Origin of the sequence: Kribbella sp. NBC_01510 (assembly GCF_045040325.1) — a bacterium.
Lineage (GTDB): Bacteria > Actinomycetota > Actinomycetes > Propionibacteriales > Kribbellaceae > Kribbella.
The window spans coordinates 5200056-5218662 of sequence record NZ_CP109418.1; the positions used below are offsets into that span (position 1 = coordinate 5200056).

Genomic DNA, 18607 nt, shown 5'->3' on the forward strand with positions numbered 1-18607 from the left:
ATCACTACGGCAACGACCCGTCCGGGCCAGGGACACGGAGGTGACCGCGGCGGTTGGGATGGTGTTCGGTCTGGTCTCATCACCACGGGCGACGACCCGTCCGGGTCTAGGAGGTGAAGGTGACGGCGGTGGTGGGGATGGTGTTCTCGGGTTGGTCGCCGAGGGACCAGGCGGCGACTCGGGAGACGACGTGGGCGGGGATCTCCTCACTGACGCCCGGGACCGCCGGGATGGTGTAGGTGCCGTGCGCGTCGTACGGCAGGACGACGCGGTAGCCGCGGGCGAGCGCAGTGCGGGCGGTCGCGTAGACGCACATCTCGGACATCACTCCGCAGATGGCAACCGAGCGCACGCCGCCGGCGATCAAGATCTGGCCGAGTGACGTGGCGTCAAAGCCGTCGTCGCGGGGTTTGCGGATCACGTGCTCACGGGGGCCAGGTTCGACGGCGAGATACAGCTCCCAGCCAGGGGTGTCGGGCTCGTCGTCGGCGCCGGGTGGGCCGTCGTTCTGGAGGTGTACGACGACCGCGCCGGCCTCCCGAGCCCGGTCGAGCAGCTGGGTCGTGCGGTCGAGAAGTCGAGAAGCGTCGGGTACGGCGTTCTCACCCGAGACGGAGGCGGATTGCATGTCCACGACGATCAGCGCGTCGACAGGAGTGATCGCGCTCCCGCCGACCTCTCGCCGTACCGGCGACGGCAGACTGTCCCGCTCAATGCGACTCATGCCGCCATCCTCACTGGTCGAGGCAGGACGCCTCCACAGAGTTTCCCCGGAGCGGGGGTGGTCGGTGGGGCGTGGGATGCTGACGGGGTGGCTGCTCGTAGGGGTTCTGCGCCGAAGCTGGGCGATGTGTTGCTGGTGACCGGTGCCGAGGCGTTCCTGGCGGATCGCGCGGTGCGTTCCGCGATCGCGGCAGTGTCCAAAGGCGCGGCGTCGAACGGCGATGCCGAGATCGAGGTGACTGACGTCGACGCGTCCACGCTGGATGTCGGGGTGTTCGCGGAGCTCACCGGGCCGTCGCTGTTCGCCACCGAGCGAGTCATGGTGCTGCGTGCGCTGGAGAATCTGCCGAGCGAGATGGTGCCGCATCTGATCGAGTACGCCGGCGCCACGTCGGACGACGTACTCGTCGTGCTGGTGCACTCGGGCGGACAGAAGGGCAAGGCCGTCCTCGACAAGTTGCGGAAGGCATCAGTCAACGAGGTCGTGGCGACCGCGCCGAAGGCGTGGGAGTTGCCGCAGTTCGTGGCGGGTGAGATCCGCTTGCACGGCGGGACTTTGGACGAGCGGGCGGCGACGGCGCTGGTTGACGCAGTCGGGCACGATCTGCGGGCGTTGGCGGGGGCGTGTTCGCAGTTGGTGTCCGACGCCGGTGGACAGGCAGTCACCGCTGAGCTGATCGGGCAGTACTTCGGCGGTCGTGCGGAGGTGACGAGTTTCGCGGTCGCGGATGCGGCGATCGCGGGGCGGACCGAGCCGGCGTTGGAGCAGTTGCGGTGGGCGCTGGACTGCGGGGTCGCGCCGGTACTGGTGACGAGTGCGATGGCGGGCGGGTTGCGCGGGCTGGCGAAGTTCGCGAGTGCGCCGAGCGGTTTGCGGGAGACGGATCTGGCGCGGGAGGTCGGCGTACCGCCGTGGAAGCTCAAGCAGCTCAAGCAACAGTCCCGCGGCTGGACCCCGGGAGGCTTGGCGACCGCGATCAAGGCGGTGGCCCAGGCCGACGCCGACGTGAAAGGCGCCTCAGGTGACGCCGGCTACGCCCTCGAGCGCATGGTCATCACCGTAAGCCGAGCCCACGGCCGCCGCTGACGCCGAGGCGGAGTCGGGCATCAGGTACGCCGGCCGCTGTCGGATTGGACCAGGTAGCTCGACCGGGGCGAGCCGGAGATAAGTCGATTGGGTGAGGCTGGCTGTGCCGCCGGTGAAGGTGGTCAAGCCGGGGAGCGCGGGTGCGACGTTCGCAGGAATGGCGTGCGCGCGGGGTGCTGTGGGGTGGATTCGGGCACGCAAAAACGATCGGCCGGTCGGAGGACTGGCCGATCGTTGGCGGGCTGCTTCAGAGAGAAGCGGCCTTCTTGAAGATGGCCGACTTGCGGTTGGCGGCCTGGTTCGCGTGGATGACGCCCTTGCTGACGGCCTTGTCGAGCAAGCGGCCGGCCTTGCGAGCGGTGTCCTGCGCCTTGTCGGCCTCGCCGGCGTCGACGGCCTCGTGGAAGCGGCGAACAGCCGTCTTCAGGGTCGACTTCACCGACTTGTTGCGAAGCCGCGCAGCCTCGTTCTGGCGGTTGCGCTTGATCTGGGACTTGATGTTCGCCACGTGAGCAGAGCCTCGATCAGGAGTTTGCGGTCATTACAGGAAAGTGTCGCGCGCACGGCTGTACACCACCCGTGGGTGCGCGAAGAGCCAGGTTACCAACAAGCCCCCGCCACCTCCAAACTCACTCGCGAGCTCTCGCTGGGCCTCAGGCCTCAGGCGGGGCTCAGGCGGTCGCGGCGGCTTCGGCGGTGGATTTGAGGCGGGTGAGGGTGGTGTGGATGCCTTGGGCGTTGCGGGGAGTGCGGTTGCCGAAGACGGGGCGGAAGAGGAGGCGGAGGGTGGCCGGGCGGTGGTCGGTCCAGGACTCGGAGACCACGCAGCCGGTGGCGGTCGGGGTGAAATCGTAGGCCCAGAGAGAGATCGGGATCGGGCCGAAGTGGATCGAGAAGGCGAACCGGCGGCCGGGGTCGGCGTCGACCACCCGGCCGAACGTGAGCCAGCGCACCGCACCAATCCGGTTGTGCCCGACGAAACGAGCGCCCACGGTGGGCCAGGGCGCCGCGGACGACCCGGCACCGGCTCCTGGGGCAGTGGACGATCCGGCCACGGCTCCTGGGGTAGTGGACGGCCCGGCACCGGCTCCCGGCCTACCGGCTGGCCCGGTGGCGGCGCCCGGCGGGACCGACGTGTCGCCGGTCGGTGCCGGCGGGTGGGAGGACCAGGTGACGTGGGTGCATTCGGGGCTCCACTCGCCCATGCGGGATAGGTCGCTGACCAGGGCGTAGAGGTCCGCAGGTGATGCCTCGACCGCGATGGACTCTGTGAGGTCGGCCATAGGGGTTTCCCTTGCTGTCAGCTGACACATGCGTACCCGAGCGTGACATCACCAACACCGACCGGTATACCCGGGCCTGCGTGACGGTGATCACCGCAGGCGCCGAGCGCCCGTCACCCCGATCAAAGACAGCGAGCCAAGTGCCACCATCGCTCCGTCCCAGCACTGGAGGACTCACTACTCCACCGGAGCCGACGGCTCCGGCTCCACCATCGTGCGGGTCGACACCTGACGCAACATCGGCTCAGCACGCTGGTTGCGTGCTGAGCCGACGTTCGTGGATCAGGGCCGTACCAGCTGGATCGTCCCGCTGGGCTTGGCGACCGCGACCTGCTTGCACTCGCCGGTGGCGACGGCGCACCGGGAGAGGGTGTCTTGGCCGGGCACGATGACGTTGGCCGGGTCCTCGAAAAGCGCGCGGTCCCACCACTTCGATTTGGCCGGCAGCCGCAGCTTGGTGACCTTCCCGGTAGCGATGTCGACGGCGACCCCGATGTTGCTGATGGTCATCGTCGCTCCGTCCGGTGACAGCGACAAGTACGGCGCGGCCACCGGGGCTTTGAAGCAGTACTCACGCCTCACATCGAGCCCCTTGTCTCCCAGCGTGGCGGCTGTGACGCAGGACGTCCCGTCGCTCTTGTAGCTCGTCTTCAGGACCGTGCCGCTGGTGCGCGTCACCTCGATCTGGTCGTTGAAGGTCCCGACTGTCCGGAGGTCCTTCGATCCGGGCTGCCATACCTTCACCGGCACAGCGTTCGGAGCGTGCTCGTGCATCCAGATGCCGTCCTGGTTCCAGCCGAGGAGCTCGAGGTTGGGAGTCTTGACGGTGAGGCTCGTCACCTCCTTGCCGGTCCTGATGTCGACGACGACCACTCGATTGTCCGTCCTGCCGTACTTCGAGTCCGCGACGGCGATCTGCCGGCCGTCGGGTGAGACCCGTGGGCCGTCGGCCCCGAGCGGTCCGATCGGCCGGACCTGGCCGCCCGGCGAGACAACGACGATCTGAGACTTGTCCGGATCTGGGTAGCCGGTGTCGGCGAGCCAGCCGCCATCGGTCCGCGCGACGACGTTGCCCTTCAGACCCGGGTTCTTGACGGTCTGGCCGCCGTCGTGGAGGACGGACCACCAGGTGTCGAGCGGGTTGTCCGGGTTACTGTTCGGGTCGGTGATCGTGTACGGGATCCGGGGCGCCCCGGTCGGGAGCGGGCCCGGGTTCGGGTGGGCGGCTACGGACGGCTGGTCCGGCTTGGCCAGGCCGTGCAGGAAAGGTACGGCCAGGGTCAGGACGGCGGCGATGCTGGCTGCGGCGAGGGCCATCGGGACCCAACCACGGCGGGTGGAGGTGCCGGTCGTGTCCAGCTCCAGGCCGGGGCCGTGGGTGGAGGCCGGTACGGTGCCGGCCTTGGCGTGCAGGTAGTCGCGGAGGCGGGTTTCGGTGTCGTTCATCGGAACTCCTTGAGCTTCTCGGTGAGGATCGCGATTCCGCGCGAGGAGGTGGAGCGGGCGCTGGATTGGCTGATCCCGAGCGTCTGCGCGATCTCGGCGAAGGGGAGGTCGAGGTAGTAGCGCAGGACCAAGACCTCACGCGTACGCCTGGGCAGTGCCTGGAGCGCCTGCCGGACCTGCAGCCGGTCTTCCCCGAGCATTGCGCTGCTCTCGGCTGATGCGTTCGGTTCCTCGTGCGGTGGCGTGTAGAGCCGTGCCGTCCGGCGACGCCGTAGTACAGAACGGCAGCGGTTCACCAGCGTCGTCCGCAGCCACCCCAACGCCTTGTCGTTGTCCCGCAGCGGCCAATGCCGGTACAGGTCGGCAAAGGTCTCCTGTACGGCGTCCTCAGCTGCCTGCCGGTCGTCCACCACCAGCACGGCGAGGCGGACCAGCCCGACCCAATGCCGGCGGTAGAGCTCCGACACCGCGTCTCGCGCCCCGTCGTGCGCCAGAGATCGGAGCGGATCTCTGATGCTCACCATTGGATTCGTCACACCCCTAAAGACGCACAGCTCCCCGAAACGCTGCGTTAAGCCAGCCGCTCGCGGACCCAGTCGAGGTGGATGAGCGCATGCCGACGCTGCCAGGCACGGATCGTCGGCAACCCGGGCGGGGGCGGCTGGAATGCTCCCCACCACAGTCCGGCCGCGATGGCCGCCAGAAACCCGGTGATCGCGACATCGTCAGACAGCGCGGGCAGGCTGACCGATTCACGCATGTCGGCCTGCAGGATGACGGTGTCGGCCCAGCGTGGCGCGAGGGCCGGATGTGCCCAGTCGATGAAGACCACGCGGTCGTCGGTCAGGATGATGTTGTCGGCCCGCAGATCCCAGTGCGCCAGCGCCTTCCCGTCCGCCAGCGCACGCACCCCGATCCGGGCGAGCTCTGCAAGCTCTTCCTCCCGGCCGGCCGCCCAGGAGGGTACGGAGAGGTCGTCAGCGATCACGTTGTCCCACCGGCTCAGGAACTCCACACTCCGCACGGCGGCAATGGGCGCGTCGGGCCACGGTGACGGGTCCAGGGCCTCGGACAGCTCCGAAACCGCATCCAGGACCCGGTCGGCATCACGCTGTTCCCACGGGTGAGCGGGCAGCCGGCCCTCGATGTCCTCGAAGAGCAGACCGACCCAGTCGCCGTCGTCGTACACGTCGTACAGCGCGGGCGCCGTCGGCAACGGGCCGATGGCCTGGACGGCGGTGATCTCCTGGCGGAACAACGACGGGGTCTTCGGGTTGAGCGACGTACCGACGGCCTTGACGAAGGCGCGGCGGCCGGAGGCGGTCACCAGGCGGGCGGCGACGCCGGGGGAGAAGCCGCCCTGCTGGGTCGCGGCGGAGACCACCACGGACCCGAGTGCGCGCTCCACCCAGGCCCGCACTGCGGCGGGCGCCTCCTCGAAGGGCAACCGGACCCCAGCAGCGTGCGCCATGCGTCAAGACGGTAGGTGCGCAGCGGTCCGAGCGCCCGCGATTTTAGAATCCGCTGGCTCCGCATGGGATGATTGACCAGTTGACCTGCAATACCCGAGACGAACTGGATCCCCTCCGTGCCCGTAGGCCCCACGACCGTGCCGCAGCCGGGTCGCACCGACCCGTCGCTGATCCGGAACTTCTGCATCATCGCCCACATCGACCACGGCAAATCGACGCTGGCCGACCGGATGCTGCAGATCACCGGGGTCGTCGACGGCCGTCAGATGCGGGCCCAGTACCTGGACCGGATGGACATCGAGCGGGAACGCGGCATCACGATCAAGTCGCAGGCGGTCCGGCTCCCGTTCGCGCCCGGCCCGGATTCCCCGGGCGGCCTGCTCGCCCCGGACGGCACGACGTACATCCTGAACATGATCGACACCCCCGGGCACGTCGACTTCACCTACGAGGTGTCGCGGTCGCTCGAGGCGTGTGAGGGCGCGGTGCTGCTCGTCGACGCGGCGCAGGGCATCGAGGCGCAGACGCTGGCGAACCTCTACCTTGCGCTGAACGCCGACCTGCACATCATCCCGGTGCTGAACAAGATCGACCTGCCCAGCGCGCAGCCGGAGAAGTACGCCGCCGAGCTGGCTCACATCATCGGCTGCGACCCCTCCGACGTACTGAGGGTGTCGGCCAAGACCGGCGAGGGCGTCGAGGAGCTGCTGAGCGAGATCGTCGCCCAGGTCGACCCGCCGAAGGGCGTCAAGGACGCACCGCCGCGGGCGCTGATCTTCGACTCCGTTTACGACACCTACCGCGGCGTGGTCACCTACGTCCGGGTGGTCGACGGCGAGCTGACCCACCGCGACCGGATCAAGATGATGTCGACCGGCGCGGTGCACGAGATGCTCGAGGTCGGCGTCATCTCGCCCGAGCCGATGAAGTCCCCGAGTATCGGCGTCGGCGAGGTCGGCTACCTGATCACCGGCGTGAAGGACGTCCGCCAGTCCCGGGTCGGTGACACCGTCACGGCGGCCGTCCACGGTGCAACTGAGGCGCTCGGCGGCTACAAGCACCCTCAGCCGATGGTGTACTCCGGCCTGTTTCCGATCGACGGTGACGACTACCCGACGCTGCGCGACGCACTGGAGCGGCTGCAGCTGAACGACGCGGCTCTGCAGTACGAGCCGGAGACCTCGGGCGCGCTCGGGTTCGGCTTCCGCTGTGGCTTCCTCGGCCTGCTGCACATGGAGATCGTCCGGGAGCGGCTCGAGCGCGAGTTCGACCTGGACCTGATCTCGACCGCGCCGAACGTCGTCTACCGGGTCGAGATGGAGGACGGCAAGGAGTACGTCGTCACCAACCCGAGTGAGTTCCCAGAGGGCAAGATCGCCGATATCTACGAGCCGGTGGTGAAGGCGACGATCCTCAGCCCCAAGGACTTCATCGGCGTGATCATGGAGCTCTGCCAGACCAAGCGGGGCAACCTGCAGGGGATGGACTACCTGTCCGAGGACCGGGTCGAGCTCCGCTACACGCTGCCGCTGGCCGAGATCGTCTTCGACTTCTTCGACCAGCTGAAGTCGAAGACCAAGGGCTACGCGTCGCTGGACTACGAGCCGACCGGTGAGCAGGCCGCCGCGCTGGTCAAGGTCGACATCCTGTTGCAGGGCGAGACGGTCGACGCGTTCTCGGCGATCGTGCACCGCGACAACGCCTACTCGTACGGCGTCGCGCTGGCCGGCAAGCTCAAGGAACTGATCCCCAGGCAGCAGTTCGAGGTGCCGATCCAGGCCGCGATCGGGTCCCGGATCATCGCTCGCGAATCGATCCGCGCCATGCGCAAGGACGTGCTGGCCAAGTGCTACGGCGGTGACATCACGCGGAAGCGCAAGCTGCTGGAGAAGCAGAAGGAAGGCAAGAAGCGGATGAAGATGGTCGGTCGTGTCGAGGTCCCGCAGGAGGCCTTCATCGCCGCGCTCCGGACCACCGACACCGGGGAGAAGGCCAAGAAGTAAGTGGCCGTCGACATTCCGGAAGGCCTGCTGGTCGTCGGCTCACGCGGTCCGGACTGGGCCGCCTGGCTCGACCGGCTGCCGAAGCTGACCCGGGAACTGCTCGACGAGTGGGATCTCCGGGTCAACGGTAAGGCGTTCTACGGCAACTGCGCGTTGGTCGTGCCGGTGACGACGGCCGACGGGCAGAGCGCCGTACTCAAGGTGCAGTTCCCACACTGGGAGGCGGAGACCGAGCATCTCGCGCTCCGGGCCTGGGGCGGGAACGGCGCGGTGCTGTTGTTGCGGGCGGATCCGCGTCGCTTCGCCTTGCTGCTCGAGCGGTTGGAGCCGCGCGACCTCACCACGGTCGACGCTCTCGACGCATGCGAGATCGTTGGCAGCACCTACAAGCGATTGCATGTCCCGGCAGGGCCGCAGTACCGGACGTTGTCGGGTGAGCTGACGCGGTGGCTGGAACGCCTCCGGCAGTTGCCCGCGTCGGCGCCGGTCCCGCATCGGTACGTCGAGCAGGCGATCTCGCTGTCCGAGGACTTCGTCGCGGACCCGGCCACCGACGGGCGACTGATCCACACCGACCTGCACTACGAGAACATGCTGGCCGCCGACCGCGAACCCTGGCTGGTGATCGACCCCAAGCCGCTCTCCGGCGACCCGCACTTCGAGGTCGCCCCACTGATCTGGAACCGGTGGGACGAGGTCGTTGCCTCCGGCGACCTTCGGTTCGCGGTCCGGCAGCGGTTCTACACCGCGATCGACGCGGCCGGTCTGGACGAGGTCCGGGCCCGCGACTGGGTGATCGTCCGCCAGATGCTCAACGTGCTGTGGACGCTCGAGGACGCCGGCGGCGACGAATCCCTCCCGCAGGACTGGCTCACCCGCAACATCGCGATCGTCAAGGCCATCCAGGACTGAGCGTGCCCGCGCCGCGTGACGTAGCAGACAGTCGCTTGTAGTAAGTAGTTACTACCTACTAACTTCGGGCCATGTCGCCGACACGGATGAGTGGGCAGGAGCGCCGCGAGCAGATCCTCGCGCTGGCCGAGGACGAGTTCGCCGGCGCCGGCTTGTACGGCGCGTCGACCGAGACGATCGCCCGTCGAGCGGGTATCACCCAGGCCTATGTGTTCCGGTTGTTCGGCACGAAGAAGCAGTTGTTCCTGGAGTGTGTGGACGCCGCGTTCGGGCGGATGACGCTGGCGATGCTGGCCGCCGCGGGCGGTGCGACTGGGATCGACGCGCTGACCGCGATGGGTCGCGAGTACAACGAGATGCTTGCCGACCGCACCACTCTGCTGCTCCAGTTGCAGGGCACCGCTGCCGCGGCCGCCGGCGACGGCGAGGTCCGCGACGCGGTCCGCGCCAGCTTCGGTCGCCTGTGGCAGGCCGTCGCCGACACCGCCGGCCTGGATCCGGTCACGGTGAAGGCGTTCCTGGCGTTCGGCATGCTCCTCAACACCAACGCCGCCCTCGATCTGCCCGCGGTCGACGAGCCCTGGGCCGAGCAGGCGCGGACCCGCATCCGGCCCGGTCTGTTCACCCACATCACCAGCGAGACCAACCGATGAACGACCGGCCGTCCCGCGATCACCTCATGTCCACGACCACGGGCAGACCCAGCTCGGACCGGGCTCTCGTCGGAGTGATCGTGTCTCTCGGGCTGCTCGTCGCCGTAGTGGGCAGTCTTGGCGCGCCGTTGATCACGGCGGTCGCGCAGCACTACAACGTATCGCTGGCCGCCGCCCAGTGGACGCTGACGATCGCGTTGCTGTCGGGTGCGGTGACAACGCCGGTGCTGGGACGGCTCGGCTCCGGACCCCGACGGCGGAGCGTCGTACTGGTGACGCTGAGCATTGTCGTGGCGGGCAGCCTGCTGACGGTGCTCCCGCTTCCGTTCGCGGTGCTGCTGGTCGGGCGTGCGGCTCAAGGTGCGGGGCTCGGGTTGGTCTCGCTGATGATGGCGATCGCCCGGGACCACCTCGACGAGCGGCGCTCGGCCAGTACGATCGCGTTTCTGTCCGTCGCCTCGACCGCCGGCATCGGGATCGGATATCCGCTGGCTGGGTGGCTGACGGATCTCGCGGGCATCCGGGCGGCGTACGGCCTGGGGCTGGTCGCGACCGCCGCTGCCCTGGTCGCAGCCGTCGCCGTGATTCCGCAGGCGCCGGCGCGACCGGCCAACCGCGTCGATCTGCGCGGTGCGCTGCTGCTCACCATCGGTCTGCTCGCCCTGCTCCTCGTGATCAGCCAGGTCGGCCTCTGGCAACAGCACACTGTCCTGGCCGTGCTCATCCTTGTGGTCTCGTTGCTGGTGCTCGCCGCCTGGACGATCGTCGAAGCCCGCACCGACAAGCCGCTCGTCGACATCCGGCTCCTGCGCCACCCGGCCGTTGCCGCCGCCAACCTCGTCATGCTCACCGGCGGTGTCGGGATGTATCTCCTGCTCAGCTTGATCACGCGCTACGTCCAGACGCCTGCCGTGGCCGGGTACGGGTTCGGACTGAACACGTTCGAGGCCGGTCTCGTGCTCGTGCCGTTCTCGCTGCTGGGGTTCGTCGCCGGGCGGCTCATGCCCGGTTTGAAGAGCAGGTTCGGTGCGCGGACGTTGCTTGCGGCAAGCACGACCGTCGTCCTGATCGCCTTCGTTCTCTTCGCGCTCGCCCGTGACCACCTGGCCGAACCGGTGATCGCGATCAGCATCCTCGGGGTCGGCGTCGGCGCGTTCTCCGCCGCGATGCCGTCCGTCATCCTGGCCGCGACGCCGGCGGCCGAGACCGCGAGTGCGATGAGCGTCAACCAGGTCGTGCGCAGCGTCGGGTTCTCCATCGGCAGCGCGCTCGGTGGGTTCATCCTCGCGGCGTACACCACCGACGTCTTCCCGCACGAGACCGGCTACACCACCGCAGCCTGGGCCGGCGCGGCCACCACCGCCGCGACCCTGCTCGTCATCGCCGCTCTACCGGCGCAGCGGCGGTAAATCGGTGGAACCGGTGGCACACCGGGAGGGAGGATGCGGGGTATGCGGTTGCTGACGGTCAATGTGGTGGAGAAGCTGATTCCGGGTCCGAAGGAGACCGGCTTCACGGCCATCGACAAGCGACCGCAGCCGGGGCGCGTGCCGGTCGGTGAACTCGGGCTGGCCGGCGACCGGGTGTGCGACACCAAGAACCACGGCGGTCCCGACCTCGCGATCTACGCGTACGCCGAGGAGGACGCGAACTGGTGGGCCGCGCAACTGGGCCGGGAGATCCCGACCGGCCTGTTCGGGGAGAACCTGCGCACCGAGGGACTCGACATCACCGGCGCGCTGCTCGGTGAGGTGTGGCGGATCGGCGACGAGGTCGAGGTGATGGTCCGGGCGCCGCGGATCCCGTGCATCACCTTCCAGCACCGGATGCAGGTGCCGCACTGGGTGAAACGCTTCCATCAGGCCGGTCGCCCGGGTGCCTATCTGAAGGTGCTCCGGACCGGGACTATCGGCGCCGGCGACCCGGTCGAGGTGCTGAGCCGACCGGATCACGAGGTGACGATCGGCGAGATGTTCGGCGCCCAGGACCCACCGAAGATGCAACGCATGCTCGACTCCGGCGTCGACCTGATGGACGAACTCCGAGCCACCGCCCACCGCGCCGCGGCTCGCGCGTGAGCGCGCAGCAGACGGCCGGCAGAGGACTACTACCCGCACCCGGACCGCTCCGGCCGCTCGCTCTCGCCACCTTGCTCAGCCGGGTGGGCAATGGGTTGTTGATGACGGTCAGCGTGTTGTATTTCAACCGGATCGTCGGGCTGTCGATTGCTCAGGTTGGACTCGGGCTGACCATTGCGGGGTTGTTCGGGCTGTTGTCGGCGGTGCCGCTCGGGCATCTGGCCGATCGCCGCGGTCCGCGCACGCTGTTCGTCGTACTCAGCCTGATTCTCTGTGCGGTATCGCTGCTCTATCTGCTGGTGCACACCTTCTGGCAGTTCTTGATCGTCTCCGTGGTGCTCACCGTGATCGACCGGGGAGCGGGCGCCGTTCGGGCCGCGCTGATCGCTGCCATCACGCAGGGCGCCGACCGGGTCGCGGCCCGCGCCTATCTGCGCGCGGTGACCAACATCGGCATCATGGCCGGCGCCGGAATCGGTGCCTTCGCGCTGCACTTCGATACGGGTACGGCGTACCGCCTGATGTTCGTGCTCGACGCAGTGCTCAGTGCGATCGCGGCGTTCGTGATCCTGGCGGTGCCACGGGTGGCGCCGAATCCGCGTGGCGACGACGGACCGGTCTGGGTCGCCCTGCGCGACCGCGGGTACCTCGCAGTGGCAGCGCTCAACGCCGGGATGTCGATCCACTACGCGGTGTTCGACGTCGCGATCCCACTGTGGGTGGTCGACCACACCGACGCACCGCGCTGGACGGTCGCGCTGACGCTGATCATCAACACCGTCGTGGTCGCGCTCTTCCAGGTTCGATCCTCGCGCGGGATCTCCGACCCGCCCGCGGCCGCGCGAGCCACCCGCACCGCCGGATTGTTGCTCCTGGCATCGATGGTGCTCTTCGCCGGCGCCTCCTGGGGCAACGCCGCGATCGCGGTCGGCCTGCTCGCCCTCGGCGCCCTGGTCCAGGTGATCGGCGAGCTCCTGCAGTCGTCCGGCTCGTTCCTGCTCAGCTTCGACCTCGCCGGCGAGCACGCGCAGGGTCAATACCAGGGCGTCTGGAACACCAGCATGTCCATCAGCACGATGCTCGCCCCGACCGTCCTGGCCCTGCTCCCGCTCGGTCTCGGCGTTCCGGGCTGGATCATCCTGGGCGTCTGGTTCGCCCTGATCGGCGTCCTGTTCGTCCCGGTCGTCCGCTGGGCCGCCGCTCGCCGCGAACAGATGCTGGTTGCGACGTAGCAGCGTGTCAGTTGGTGGGTTCGCGGTAGCCCAGCGCGGCGGAGATCTTGCGGGCGGCCTCGATCGCGGCCGGTGCCATCAGGGCGACCTGGGCGATCGACTGCTCGAGCGACAGTGTGGAGATGCTGACCGCGGCGATCGCGGTGCCGGTGTGATCGTGGATCACCGAGGCCACGCAGCGGATGCCGGGTTCGTTCTCCTCGTCGTCGAGCGCGTAGCCGCGGGCGCGGACCTGCGCGAGGTCGGCCTTGAGGGTGGCGGCGGTGGTGTGCGTCAGCGGAGTGCGGGCAGGTAGGCCGGTCCGGGTGATGTGCGCGTCGAGCGCGTCATCGTCCTTCTCGGCGAGGAGTGCCTTGCCGATGCCGGTGCAGTGCAGCCAGAACGCCTTACCCACCCGGGACGGCATCCGGTACGGCTTCGGCCCGTCGAGCCGCGCGACATAGATCGCCTCGTCACCGTTGAGCAAACCGACATGCACTGTGCAGCGGGTCTGCGCGACCAGGTCGGCGAGGACCGGGCGGGCGACGGTCGCGAGGTCGACGTTGGTGAGGGCGTGACCGGCCAGCCGGAGCGCCTTCGGCCCCGGATGGTACGAACCGTCCTCGGCCTGCGCGACGAACTCGTGCTCCACCAGCGACGCCATGATCCGGTGCACCGTCGACTTGGCCAGGCCGGTCGCGTTGACCACGTCGGTGAACCGCGAGTGTTCCAGTACGGCGTCCAGCACCATCAGCGTCTTGTCGATCGCCGAGGGCGAGTTCAGGTCCGTCATCCTGCCACTCCTATCTGGCCAGCCAGCCGCCGTCGACCGCGAGCACGTGACCGTTGACGTAGTCCGCCGCCGCCGAGGCAAGGAAGACCGCGGCGCCGACCACGTCCTCCGGCCGCCCCCAGCGGCCGGCCGGGATGCGGTCCCGGATCGCCGCTTCGCGGACCGGGTCCGCGCGGAGGTCGGTGGTGTTGTCGGTAGTGATGTACCCGGGCGCGATCGCGTTCACCTGCACCCCGGCCGGCCCCCACTCGTTGGCCAGCGCCCGGGTCAGTCCCGCGACCGCATGCTTGCTGGCAGTGTAGGCCGGAACGGTGACCCCGCCCTGGAAGCTCAGCAGCGACGCGATCGTGACGATCTTCCCGGTCCGGCGCTCGGCCATCGCGGCGCCGATCGGCCGGGTGACCGCCCACGTGGAGTTCAGGTTCACGTCGATCACCTGCTGCCAGTCCGCGGTCGTGGTCTCGGCTGCCGGCGCGCGCCGGATCGTGCCGGCGTTGTTGACCAGGATGTCGACGCGCCGGCTCTTGGCCAGTTCGGTCGCGGCCTTCTCGACGGCGGCCGGATCGGCGAAGTCGGCGATCACCACGGCCGCTTCTCCGCCGCCGTTCTGCCTGATGGCTTCGAGCGTGTCCTCGAGCGCGGCGTCCCGCGCCATCAGGATCAGCTCGGCACCGGCCGCGGCGTACCCGGCCGCGATCGCCGCTCCGATACCCCGCCGGGCTCCGGTGACGAGCGCCGTACGCCCGCGCAGGCTGAACGGCTCAGCCGTCACCGCAGGTCCCGTACGTCGACGCCGTCCATGTCGCCGAACGCCTGGTTCTCGCCCGCCATCGCCCACACGAAGCTGTACGCCGAGGTGCCGGAGCCGGAGTGGATCGACCAGCTCGGCGAGATCACGGCCTGGCGGTCGGCGATCAGCAGGTGCCTGGTCTCGTCGGGTTCGCCGAGCAGGTGGACGATCCGCTCGGTCTCGGGGAGGCCGAAGTACAGGTAGCACTCGGTCCGGCGGTCGTGCGTGTGGGCGGGCATGGTGTTCCAGGTGCTGCCGGGGTGCAGCCTGGTCACGCCGAGAACGATCTGGCAGCTGCGTACGCCGTCCGCGTGGATGTACTGGTCGATCGTACGGCGGTTCGCGGTGTGCTGGTCGCCGAGCTCGAGGCGGTTGCCCTCACCGGGATTCACCTGCGTGGTGGGGAAGTCGGTGTGTGCCGGTGCCGAGAAGACGTAGTACGCCGCGTCCGGTCCGTCGAAGATCACGTCACGGACACCGCGGCCGACGTACAGGCAGGCGCCGGTGGTCAGCTCGTACTTGGTGCCGTCGGCAGTGACCGTGCCCGGGCCGCCGACGTTGACAATGCCGGCTTCGCGGCGTTCGAGGAAGTACTCGCTGCGCAGCTCGGGCCACGTGCCGAGCGTCAGCGGGCCGCTTGCGGGGCGGGCGCCGGCGAGGACGATCCGGTCGTGGTGGGTGAGCACCGCGGTGATCGCGTCCGGAGTGAAGAGGTCGTCGACCAGGTAGTGCGAGCGCAGCGCGGCGGTGTCGAAGCCGGGCACCTGAGCGGGGTGGGTGGCATGTCTGACCTGCAGGGGCGGCTGTGCGTTCACGGAACAAGGTTCTATTCCACAGAACCTCCTGTCAATCGTAGGCTTGGGTGAAACTGGCGCAGGAGTTGTTCCGGGTTCCGTGCCTTGACACTTAGTTCTGGCTGATGGAACCCTTCCAGGGACTGCCTATCCGGTCGTCGCGTTGCCGTTGGCAACTTTTCTGGCCCAACCCCGGGAGATCCCGTATGCCGAACATCACCGTCGAACTGCTCTCCGGCCGCACGCTCGACCAGCGCCGCGAGTTCGTTGCCGCCGTCACCGACTCCGCCATCGCCATCCTCGGCGCCAAGCGCGAGTCCGTCCGCATCGTCTTCACCGAGATCGAGAAGACCGACGTCGCCAACGGAGGCACTCTCGTCGCCGACGCGTAGGACGTCCCCTCCCGCGGCCCGGCGCCTCTCCGGCCCAAGGTGCCGGGGCGCGCCGCCCCTCGGTGCCGTGGCGCAGGTCCGGTCCCTGAAATCCCGCGGCGCCCGGCCGGTCGAGCTATTACTCTGCGAGGCATGCGAGTAGGAGTTTTCGGAGCCACGGGGCAGGTCGGTAGCGTCATGCGGGAGCTGCTCATCGAGCGGAAGTTCCCGGTGGACGAGGTGCGGTACTTCGCGTCGGCGCGGTCGGCGGGGAGCAGGCTGCCGTTCGGGGACACGGAGATCACGGTCGAGGACTCCGCGACGGCGGACTTCGCCGGGCTGGAGCTCGCGTTGTTCTCCAACGGGAAGACGGCGTCCAAGGAGTTCGCGCCGAGGGTGGCCGCGACCGGGGCCGTCGTGGTGGACAACTCGTCCGCGTGGCGGATGGATCCCGACGTACCGCTCGTCGTCTCCGAGGTGAACCCGGGTGACCTCGACCACCTGCCGAAGGGCATCGTCGCCAACCCGAACTGCACCACGATGGCCGCGATGCCGGTGCTCGCCCCGCTGCACCGCGAGGCGACGCTGACCCGGCTCGTCGTCTCGACGTACCAGGCCGTCTCCGGTTCCGGCGGCGTCGGTGTCAGCGAGCTCGAGGACCAGGCGCGGGCCCTGGTCGAGCCCGGCGGCAAGCTGGCCCGCGGCACCGAGGGGATCACCCTGCCCGAGCCCAAGGTGTACGCCGGCCCGATCGCGTTCAACGTGCTCCCACTGGCCGGCTCGATCGTTGCCGATGGCACCGGTGAGACCGACGAGGAGCAGAAGCTGCGGAACGAGAGCCGCAAGATCCTGCACATTCCGGACCTCCCGGTCGCCGGCACCTGCGTGCGCGTGCCCGTCTTCACCGGCCACTCGCTGAGCATCCACGCCGAGTTCGCCGAGCCGATCACCCCGGAACGCGCGGCCGAAATCCTCGGCGGCGCTCCCGGTGTCGCGCTCGCCGACCTCCCGACGCCGCTGCTCGCCGCGGGCCAGGACCCGTCGTACGTCGGCCGCATCCGCCAGGACCAGTCCGTCCCCGGCAACCGTGGCCTGGTCTTGTTTGTCTCCAACGACAACCTCCGCAAGGGCGCTGCCCTCAACGCGGTGCAGATCGCCGAACTCCTCGCCCAGCGCTGATCCCTGTACCGAAGGACGGGTAGTAGTCGGAGCCGTCCCGCCGCCTCCTGCCTCGCGCCCCGCGCGATTGTGCCCTGGAGCCGACCACTACCCGTCCTTCGGTACGCGACCACCCGCAAACTGTCTTGATCAGCAGCGGTAGAAGTCCTTGGTGTAAACGCCGTTGACCGCGCTGAGTGTGTGGTCATAGCAGCCATGACCGATCGAGCGGTAGCGGACGGTCTGGGTGCCGGTCGCGTGCCGCTGGTCACGCGGTACGCCGTAGATCCACGACGCGCGGCCGTCGTACGTCTCGGTGGTGATCGACTGCGTGGTGCGGGTCGTGTCGTAGATCGAGAGATCGGTGACGACGTCGTACCCGCCGGGGATGGTTGCGTTGGGCAAGAACGTGAGCACGCCGGTCTTGCCGTAGCTCAGGTCGGTCCGGTCGACCTTGCCGCCGCTGATGGTTGTGGAGGTGTCACGCCAGCTCGCTGTGAGCGAGTCGCGCGACTCGCCGGCCTCCCAGACGTGGTCGGACGCGTTGGTCAGCGTGCGCTGGACCGTCGTACGGATCCGGCCTTCGGACGTGTCGACGTAGCCGCTGATCTTCAGGGTGCGGGATGCCTTGGTGCGCACGGCTCCTGCTTCGCCCGGGGCGCCGGTCACGTCGTCGGTCTTGCTGAGCGGCGAGACGGCGTACGACGTGAGTCGGCCGTGCGTCTGGGTGCGGTGGGGGTCCTTCCACACGTGGAGGTTCGGGACGGTGAACCAGCCGCTCTGTCCGGCCGGCACGCCGGCCACGTGGACGCGGAACTCGTGCGGTTGGCCGTCGGTGAGGAGGCCGGCGAACGGGGTGAGGTCGTAGGTCAAGGGCTTGATGTCGAACGCGCGCGGGGCCGGGGACGGGCGCCAGGAGTACGGATTCGACCAGCCGCCGGTGTAGATGTACGGGTACGGCAGGGCGACGCCGGCCGGTTTGCCGTCGATCGAGACGTCGACCTCCCGGTACGGCGATCCGTCCGGGCACGAGTATCCGGTTTCGGCCGGGGCGGACGTGTCCCAGAACTCCTCGCAGCCACCGCCGGATCCGGTGACATAGATCTCACCGAGCAACCGCGTGGTGTTCCGCGGGAGGGTCGCCGTACCGATCAGGTCGGAGTCCTCGCGGCGTTGGTCCTGCAGTGGCAGTACGGTGTCGGCGGTCTTGGCGGCGGGAGCGTTGCGCCCGGTGGTGTAGAAGTCGAGGGTGACGGTGATGTCGAGGACTCCGGTGTAGGTGTCGTCGACGACATTGCCGAGTTCCATCACGACCGGTTGCGGCGTACGGAGCAAGGGGATGTAGGCGGTGACGTCCTTCTGCACGTCCCAGGCGATGCCGTCCGTGCTCGGCTCCGGGGTGGACGTGCGGAAGACGCCGACGCCGCCGATCGTGATGTGGCCGAGGCGGTCGTACTGGATGCCTTTCACGTCGCCGTGCATCCGCAGGACGACCTTGGACCACGGGCCCTGGCATGCGGCCGGGGGAGTGTAGGTCGACTGGTACGGGTCGAAGTTCCGGAACTGGTTGCGGACGATCTGCACCTCGCAGTGCTTGGTGTTCGGTACGGCGACCGGTGGCTCCGGCGTGCGTGGATCGTCGTAGTCGGAGCCGAACTCCGGCGGCGGCGTCGCCGCTGTGGCGCGGGCCACTGGGGTCGCCGCGGTGGCGGGCGCGAGAGGCAGCCAGCCGAGGAGTAGAACGGATAGTGAGACGAGGGCCACCGACCGTATGCGCATGTTGCGGAAACGTAATGGAGAAGGTTCAGGCGGGCAAGCGAGTGCCATGGTCAG

At 68.8% G+C, this 18607-nt stretch carries 19 protein-coding genes; 9 read left to right on the plus strand and 10 right to left on the minus strand.

Annotated features, from left to right (window positions below):
- Nucleotides 1–106: 106 nt before the first annotated feature.
- The gene (locus OG558_RS26240; protein ID WP_405065392.1) at nucleotides 107–724 is read right to left on the minus strand and encodes an isochorismatase family protein; all 618 of its coding nucleotides are present in this window, start codon (nucleotides 722–724) and stop codon (nucleotides 107–109) included.
- Nucleotides 725–811: 87 nt separating this feature from the next.
- Here OG558_RS26240 and holA point away from each other — a divergent pair, with 87 nt between their 5' ends.
- Complete coding sequence (holA, locus tag OG558_RS26245) at nucleotides 812–1810, plus strand: DNA polymerase III subunit delta (protein WP_405065393.1); 999 nt, start codon at nucleotides 812–814, stop codon at nucleotides 1808–1810.
- Between the two features lie 247 nt (nucleotides 1811–2057).
- Here holA and rpsT read toward each other — a convergent pair whose 3' ends face one another.
- From rpsT to OG558_RS26270, 5 genes are all read right to left on the minus strand, one after another.
- A complete protein-coding gene (rpsT, locus tag OG558_RS26250; RefSeq protein WP_328522369.1) occupies nucleotides 2058–2318 on the minus strand; it encodes a 30S ribosomal protein S20 in 261 nt (86 codons plus the stop codon).
- A gap of 163 nt (nucleotides 2319–2481) precedes the next feature.
- Nucleotides 2482–3093 (minus strand): SRPBCC family protein, encoded by a 612-nt coding sequence (locus OG558_RS26255; protein WP_405065394.1) that lies wholly within the window; start codon nucleotides 3091–3093, stop codon nucleotides 2482–2484.
- Between the two features lie 282 nt (nucleotides 3094–3375).
- Nucleotides 3376–4539, minus strand: a complete 1164-nt coding sequence (locus OG558_RS26260; RefSeq protein WP_405065395.1) for a hypothetical protein — start codon at nucleotides 4537–4539, stop codon at nucleotides 3376–3378.
- A complete protein-coding gene (locus OG558_RS26265) occupies nucleotides 4536–5063 on the minus strand; it encodes a sigma-70 family RNA polymerase sigma factor (RefSeq protein WP_405065396.1) in 528 nt (175 codons plus the stop codon). Before OG558_RS26265 ends, OG558_RS26260 begins: the two co-directional genes overlap by 4 nt.
- Nucleotides 5064–5110: 47 nt before the next feature.
- Entirely contained in the window at nucleotides 5111–6010 is a 900-nt protein-coding gene (locus tag OG558_RS26270; protein WP_405065397.1) for an aminoglycoside phosphotransferase family protein, read from the minus strand.
- Nucleotides 6011–6127: 117 nt separating this feature from the next.
- Between OG558_RS26270 and lepA the strand changes: the two genes are divergently transcribed.
- The 6 genes from lepA (at nucleotide 6128) to OG558_RS26300 (ending at nucleotide 12889) form a co-directional block, all read left to right on the plus strand.
- Nucleotides 6128–8014, plus strand: coding sequence for a translation elongation factor 4 (gene lepA / locus OG558_RS26275; protein WP_405065398.1), 1887 nt, complete (start codon nucleotides 6128–6130; stop codon nucleotides 8012–8014).
- Nucleotides 8015–8926, plus strand: coding sequence for an aminoglycoside phosphotransferase family protein (locus tag OG558_RS26280; protein ID WP_405065399.1), 912 nt, complete (start codon nucleotides 8015–8017; stop codon nucleotides 8924–8926).
- A 71-nt stretch (nucleotides 8927–8997) separates the two neighbouring features.
- On the plus strand, nucleotides 8998–9579 hold the full coding sequence (locus tag OG558_RS26285) for a TetR/AcrR family transcriptional regulator (protein ID WP_329475273.1): 582 nt from the start codon (nucleotides 8998–9000) through the stop codon (nucleotides 9577–9579).
- A gap of 26 nt (nucleotides 9580–9605) precedes the next feature.
- Nucleotides 9606–10988 (plus strand): MFS transporter, encoded by a 1383-nt coding sequence (locus OG558_RS26290; protein WP_405065400.1) that lies wholly within the window; start codon nucleotides 9606–9608, stop codon nucleotides 10986–10988.
- A gap of 42 nt (nucleotides 10989–11030) precedes the next feature.
- The gene (locus OG558_RS26295) at nucleotides 11031–11657 is read left to right on the plus strand and encodes an MOSC domain-containing protein (RefSeq protein ID WP_329475275.1); all 627 of its coding nucleotides are present in this window, start codon (nucleotides 11031–11033) and stop codon (nucleotides 11655–11657) included.
- Complete coding sequence (locus OG558_RS26300) at nucleotides 11654–12889, plus strand: MFS transporter (RefSeq protein ID WP_405065401.1); 1236 nt, start codon at nucleotides 11654–11656, stop codon at nucleotides 12887–12889. Before OG558_RS26295 ends, OG558_RS26300 begins: the two co-directional genes overlap by 4 nt.
- Nucleotides 12890–12896: 7 nt before the next feature.
- On the opposite strand, the gene OG558_RS26305 is transcribed toward OG558_RS26300, so the two are convergent.
- From OG558_RS26305 to kduI, 3 genes are read right to left on the minus strand one after another with little or no spacing between them, the layout of a single operon-like run.
- Entirely contained in the window at nucleotides 12897–13661 is a 765-nt protein-coding gene (locus tag OG558_RS26305) for an IclR family transcriptional regulator (RefSeq protein ID WP_405065402.1), read from the minus strand.
- Nucleotides 13662–13671: 10 nt separating this feature from the next.
- Nucleotides 13672–14433 carry an SDR family oxidoreductase gene (locus OG558_RS26310; protein WP_405065403.1) on the minus strand — a complete coding sequence of 254 codons (762 nt, stop codon included), beginning with the start codon at nucleotides 14431–14433 and terminating at the stop codon, nucleotides 13672–13674.
- Entirely contained in the window at nucleotides 14430–15266 is an 837-nt protein-coding gene (kduI, locus tag OG558_RS26315) for a 5-dehydro-4-deoxy-D-glucuronate isomerase (protein ID WP_405065404.1), read from the minus strand. Before kduI ends, OG558_RS26310 begins: the two co-directional genes overlap by 4 nt.
- 185 nt (nucleotides 15267–15451) lie before the next feature.
- On the opposite strand from kduI, the gene OG558_RS26320 reads away from it, so the two are divergent.
- The gene (locus OG558_RS26320; protein ID WP_131497191.1) at nucleotides 15452–15637 is read left to right on the plus strand and encodes a tautomerase family protein; all 186 of its coding nucleotides are present in this window, start codon (nucleotides 15452–15454) and stop codon (nucleotides 15635–15637) included.
- A gap of 132 nt (nucleotides 15638–15769) precedes the next feature.
- Nucleotides 15770–16795 carry an aspartate-semialdehyde dehydrogenase gene (locus OG558_RS26325; RefSeq protein WP_405065405.1) on the plus strand — a complete coding sequence of 342 codons (1026 nt, stop codon included), beginning with the start codon at nucleotides 15770–15772 and terminating at the stop codon, nucleotides 16793–16795.
- A gap of 129 nt (nucleotides 16796–16924) precedes the next feature.
- On the opposite strand, the gene OG558_RS26330 is transcribed toward OG558_RS26325, so the two are convergent.
- Nucleotides 16925–18553 carry a peptide-N4-asparagine amidase gene (locus OG558_RS26330; protein ID WP_405065406.1) on the minus strand — a complete coding sequence of 543 codons (1629 nt, stop codon included), beginning with the start codon at nucleotides 18551–18553 and terminating at the stop codon, nucleotides 16925–16927.
- Nucleotides 18554–18607 lie beyond the last annotated feature (54 nt).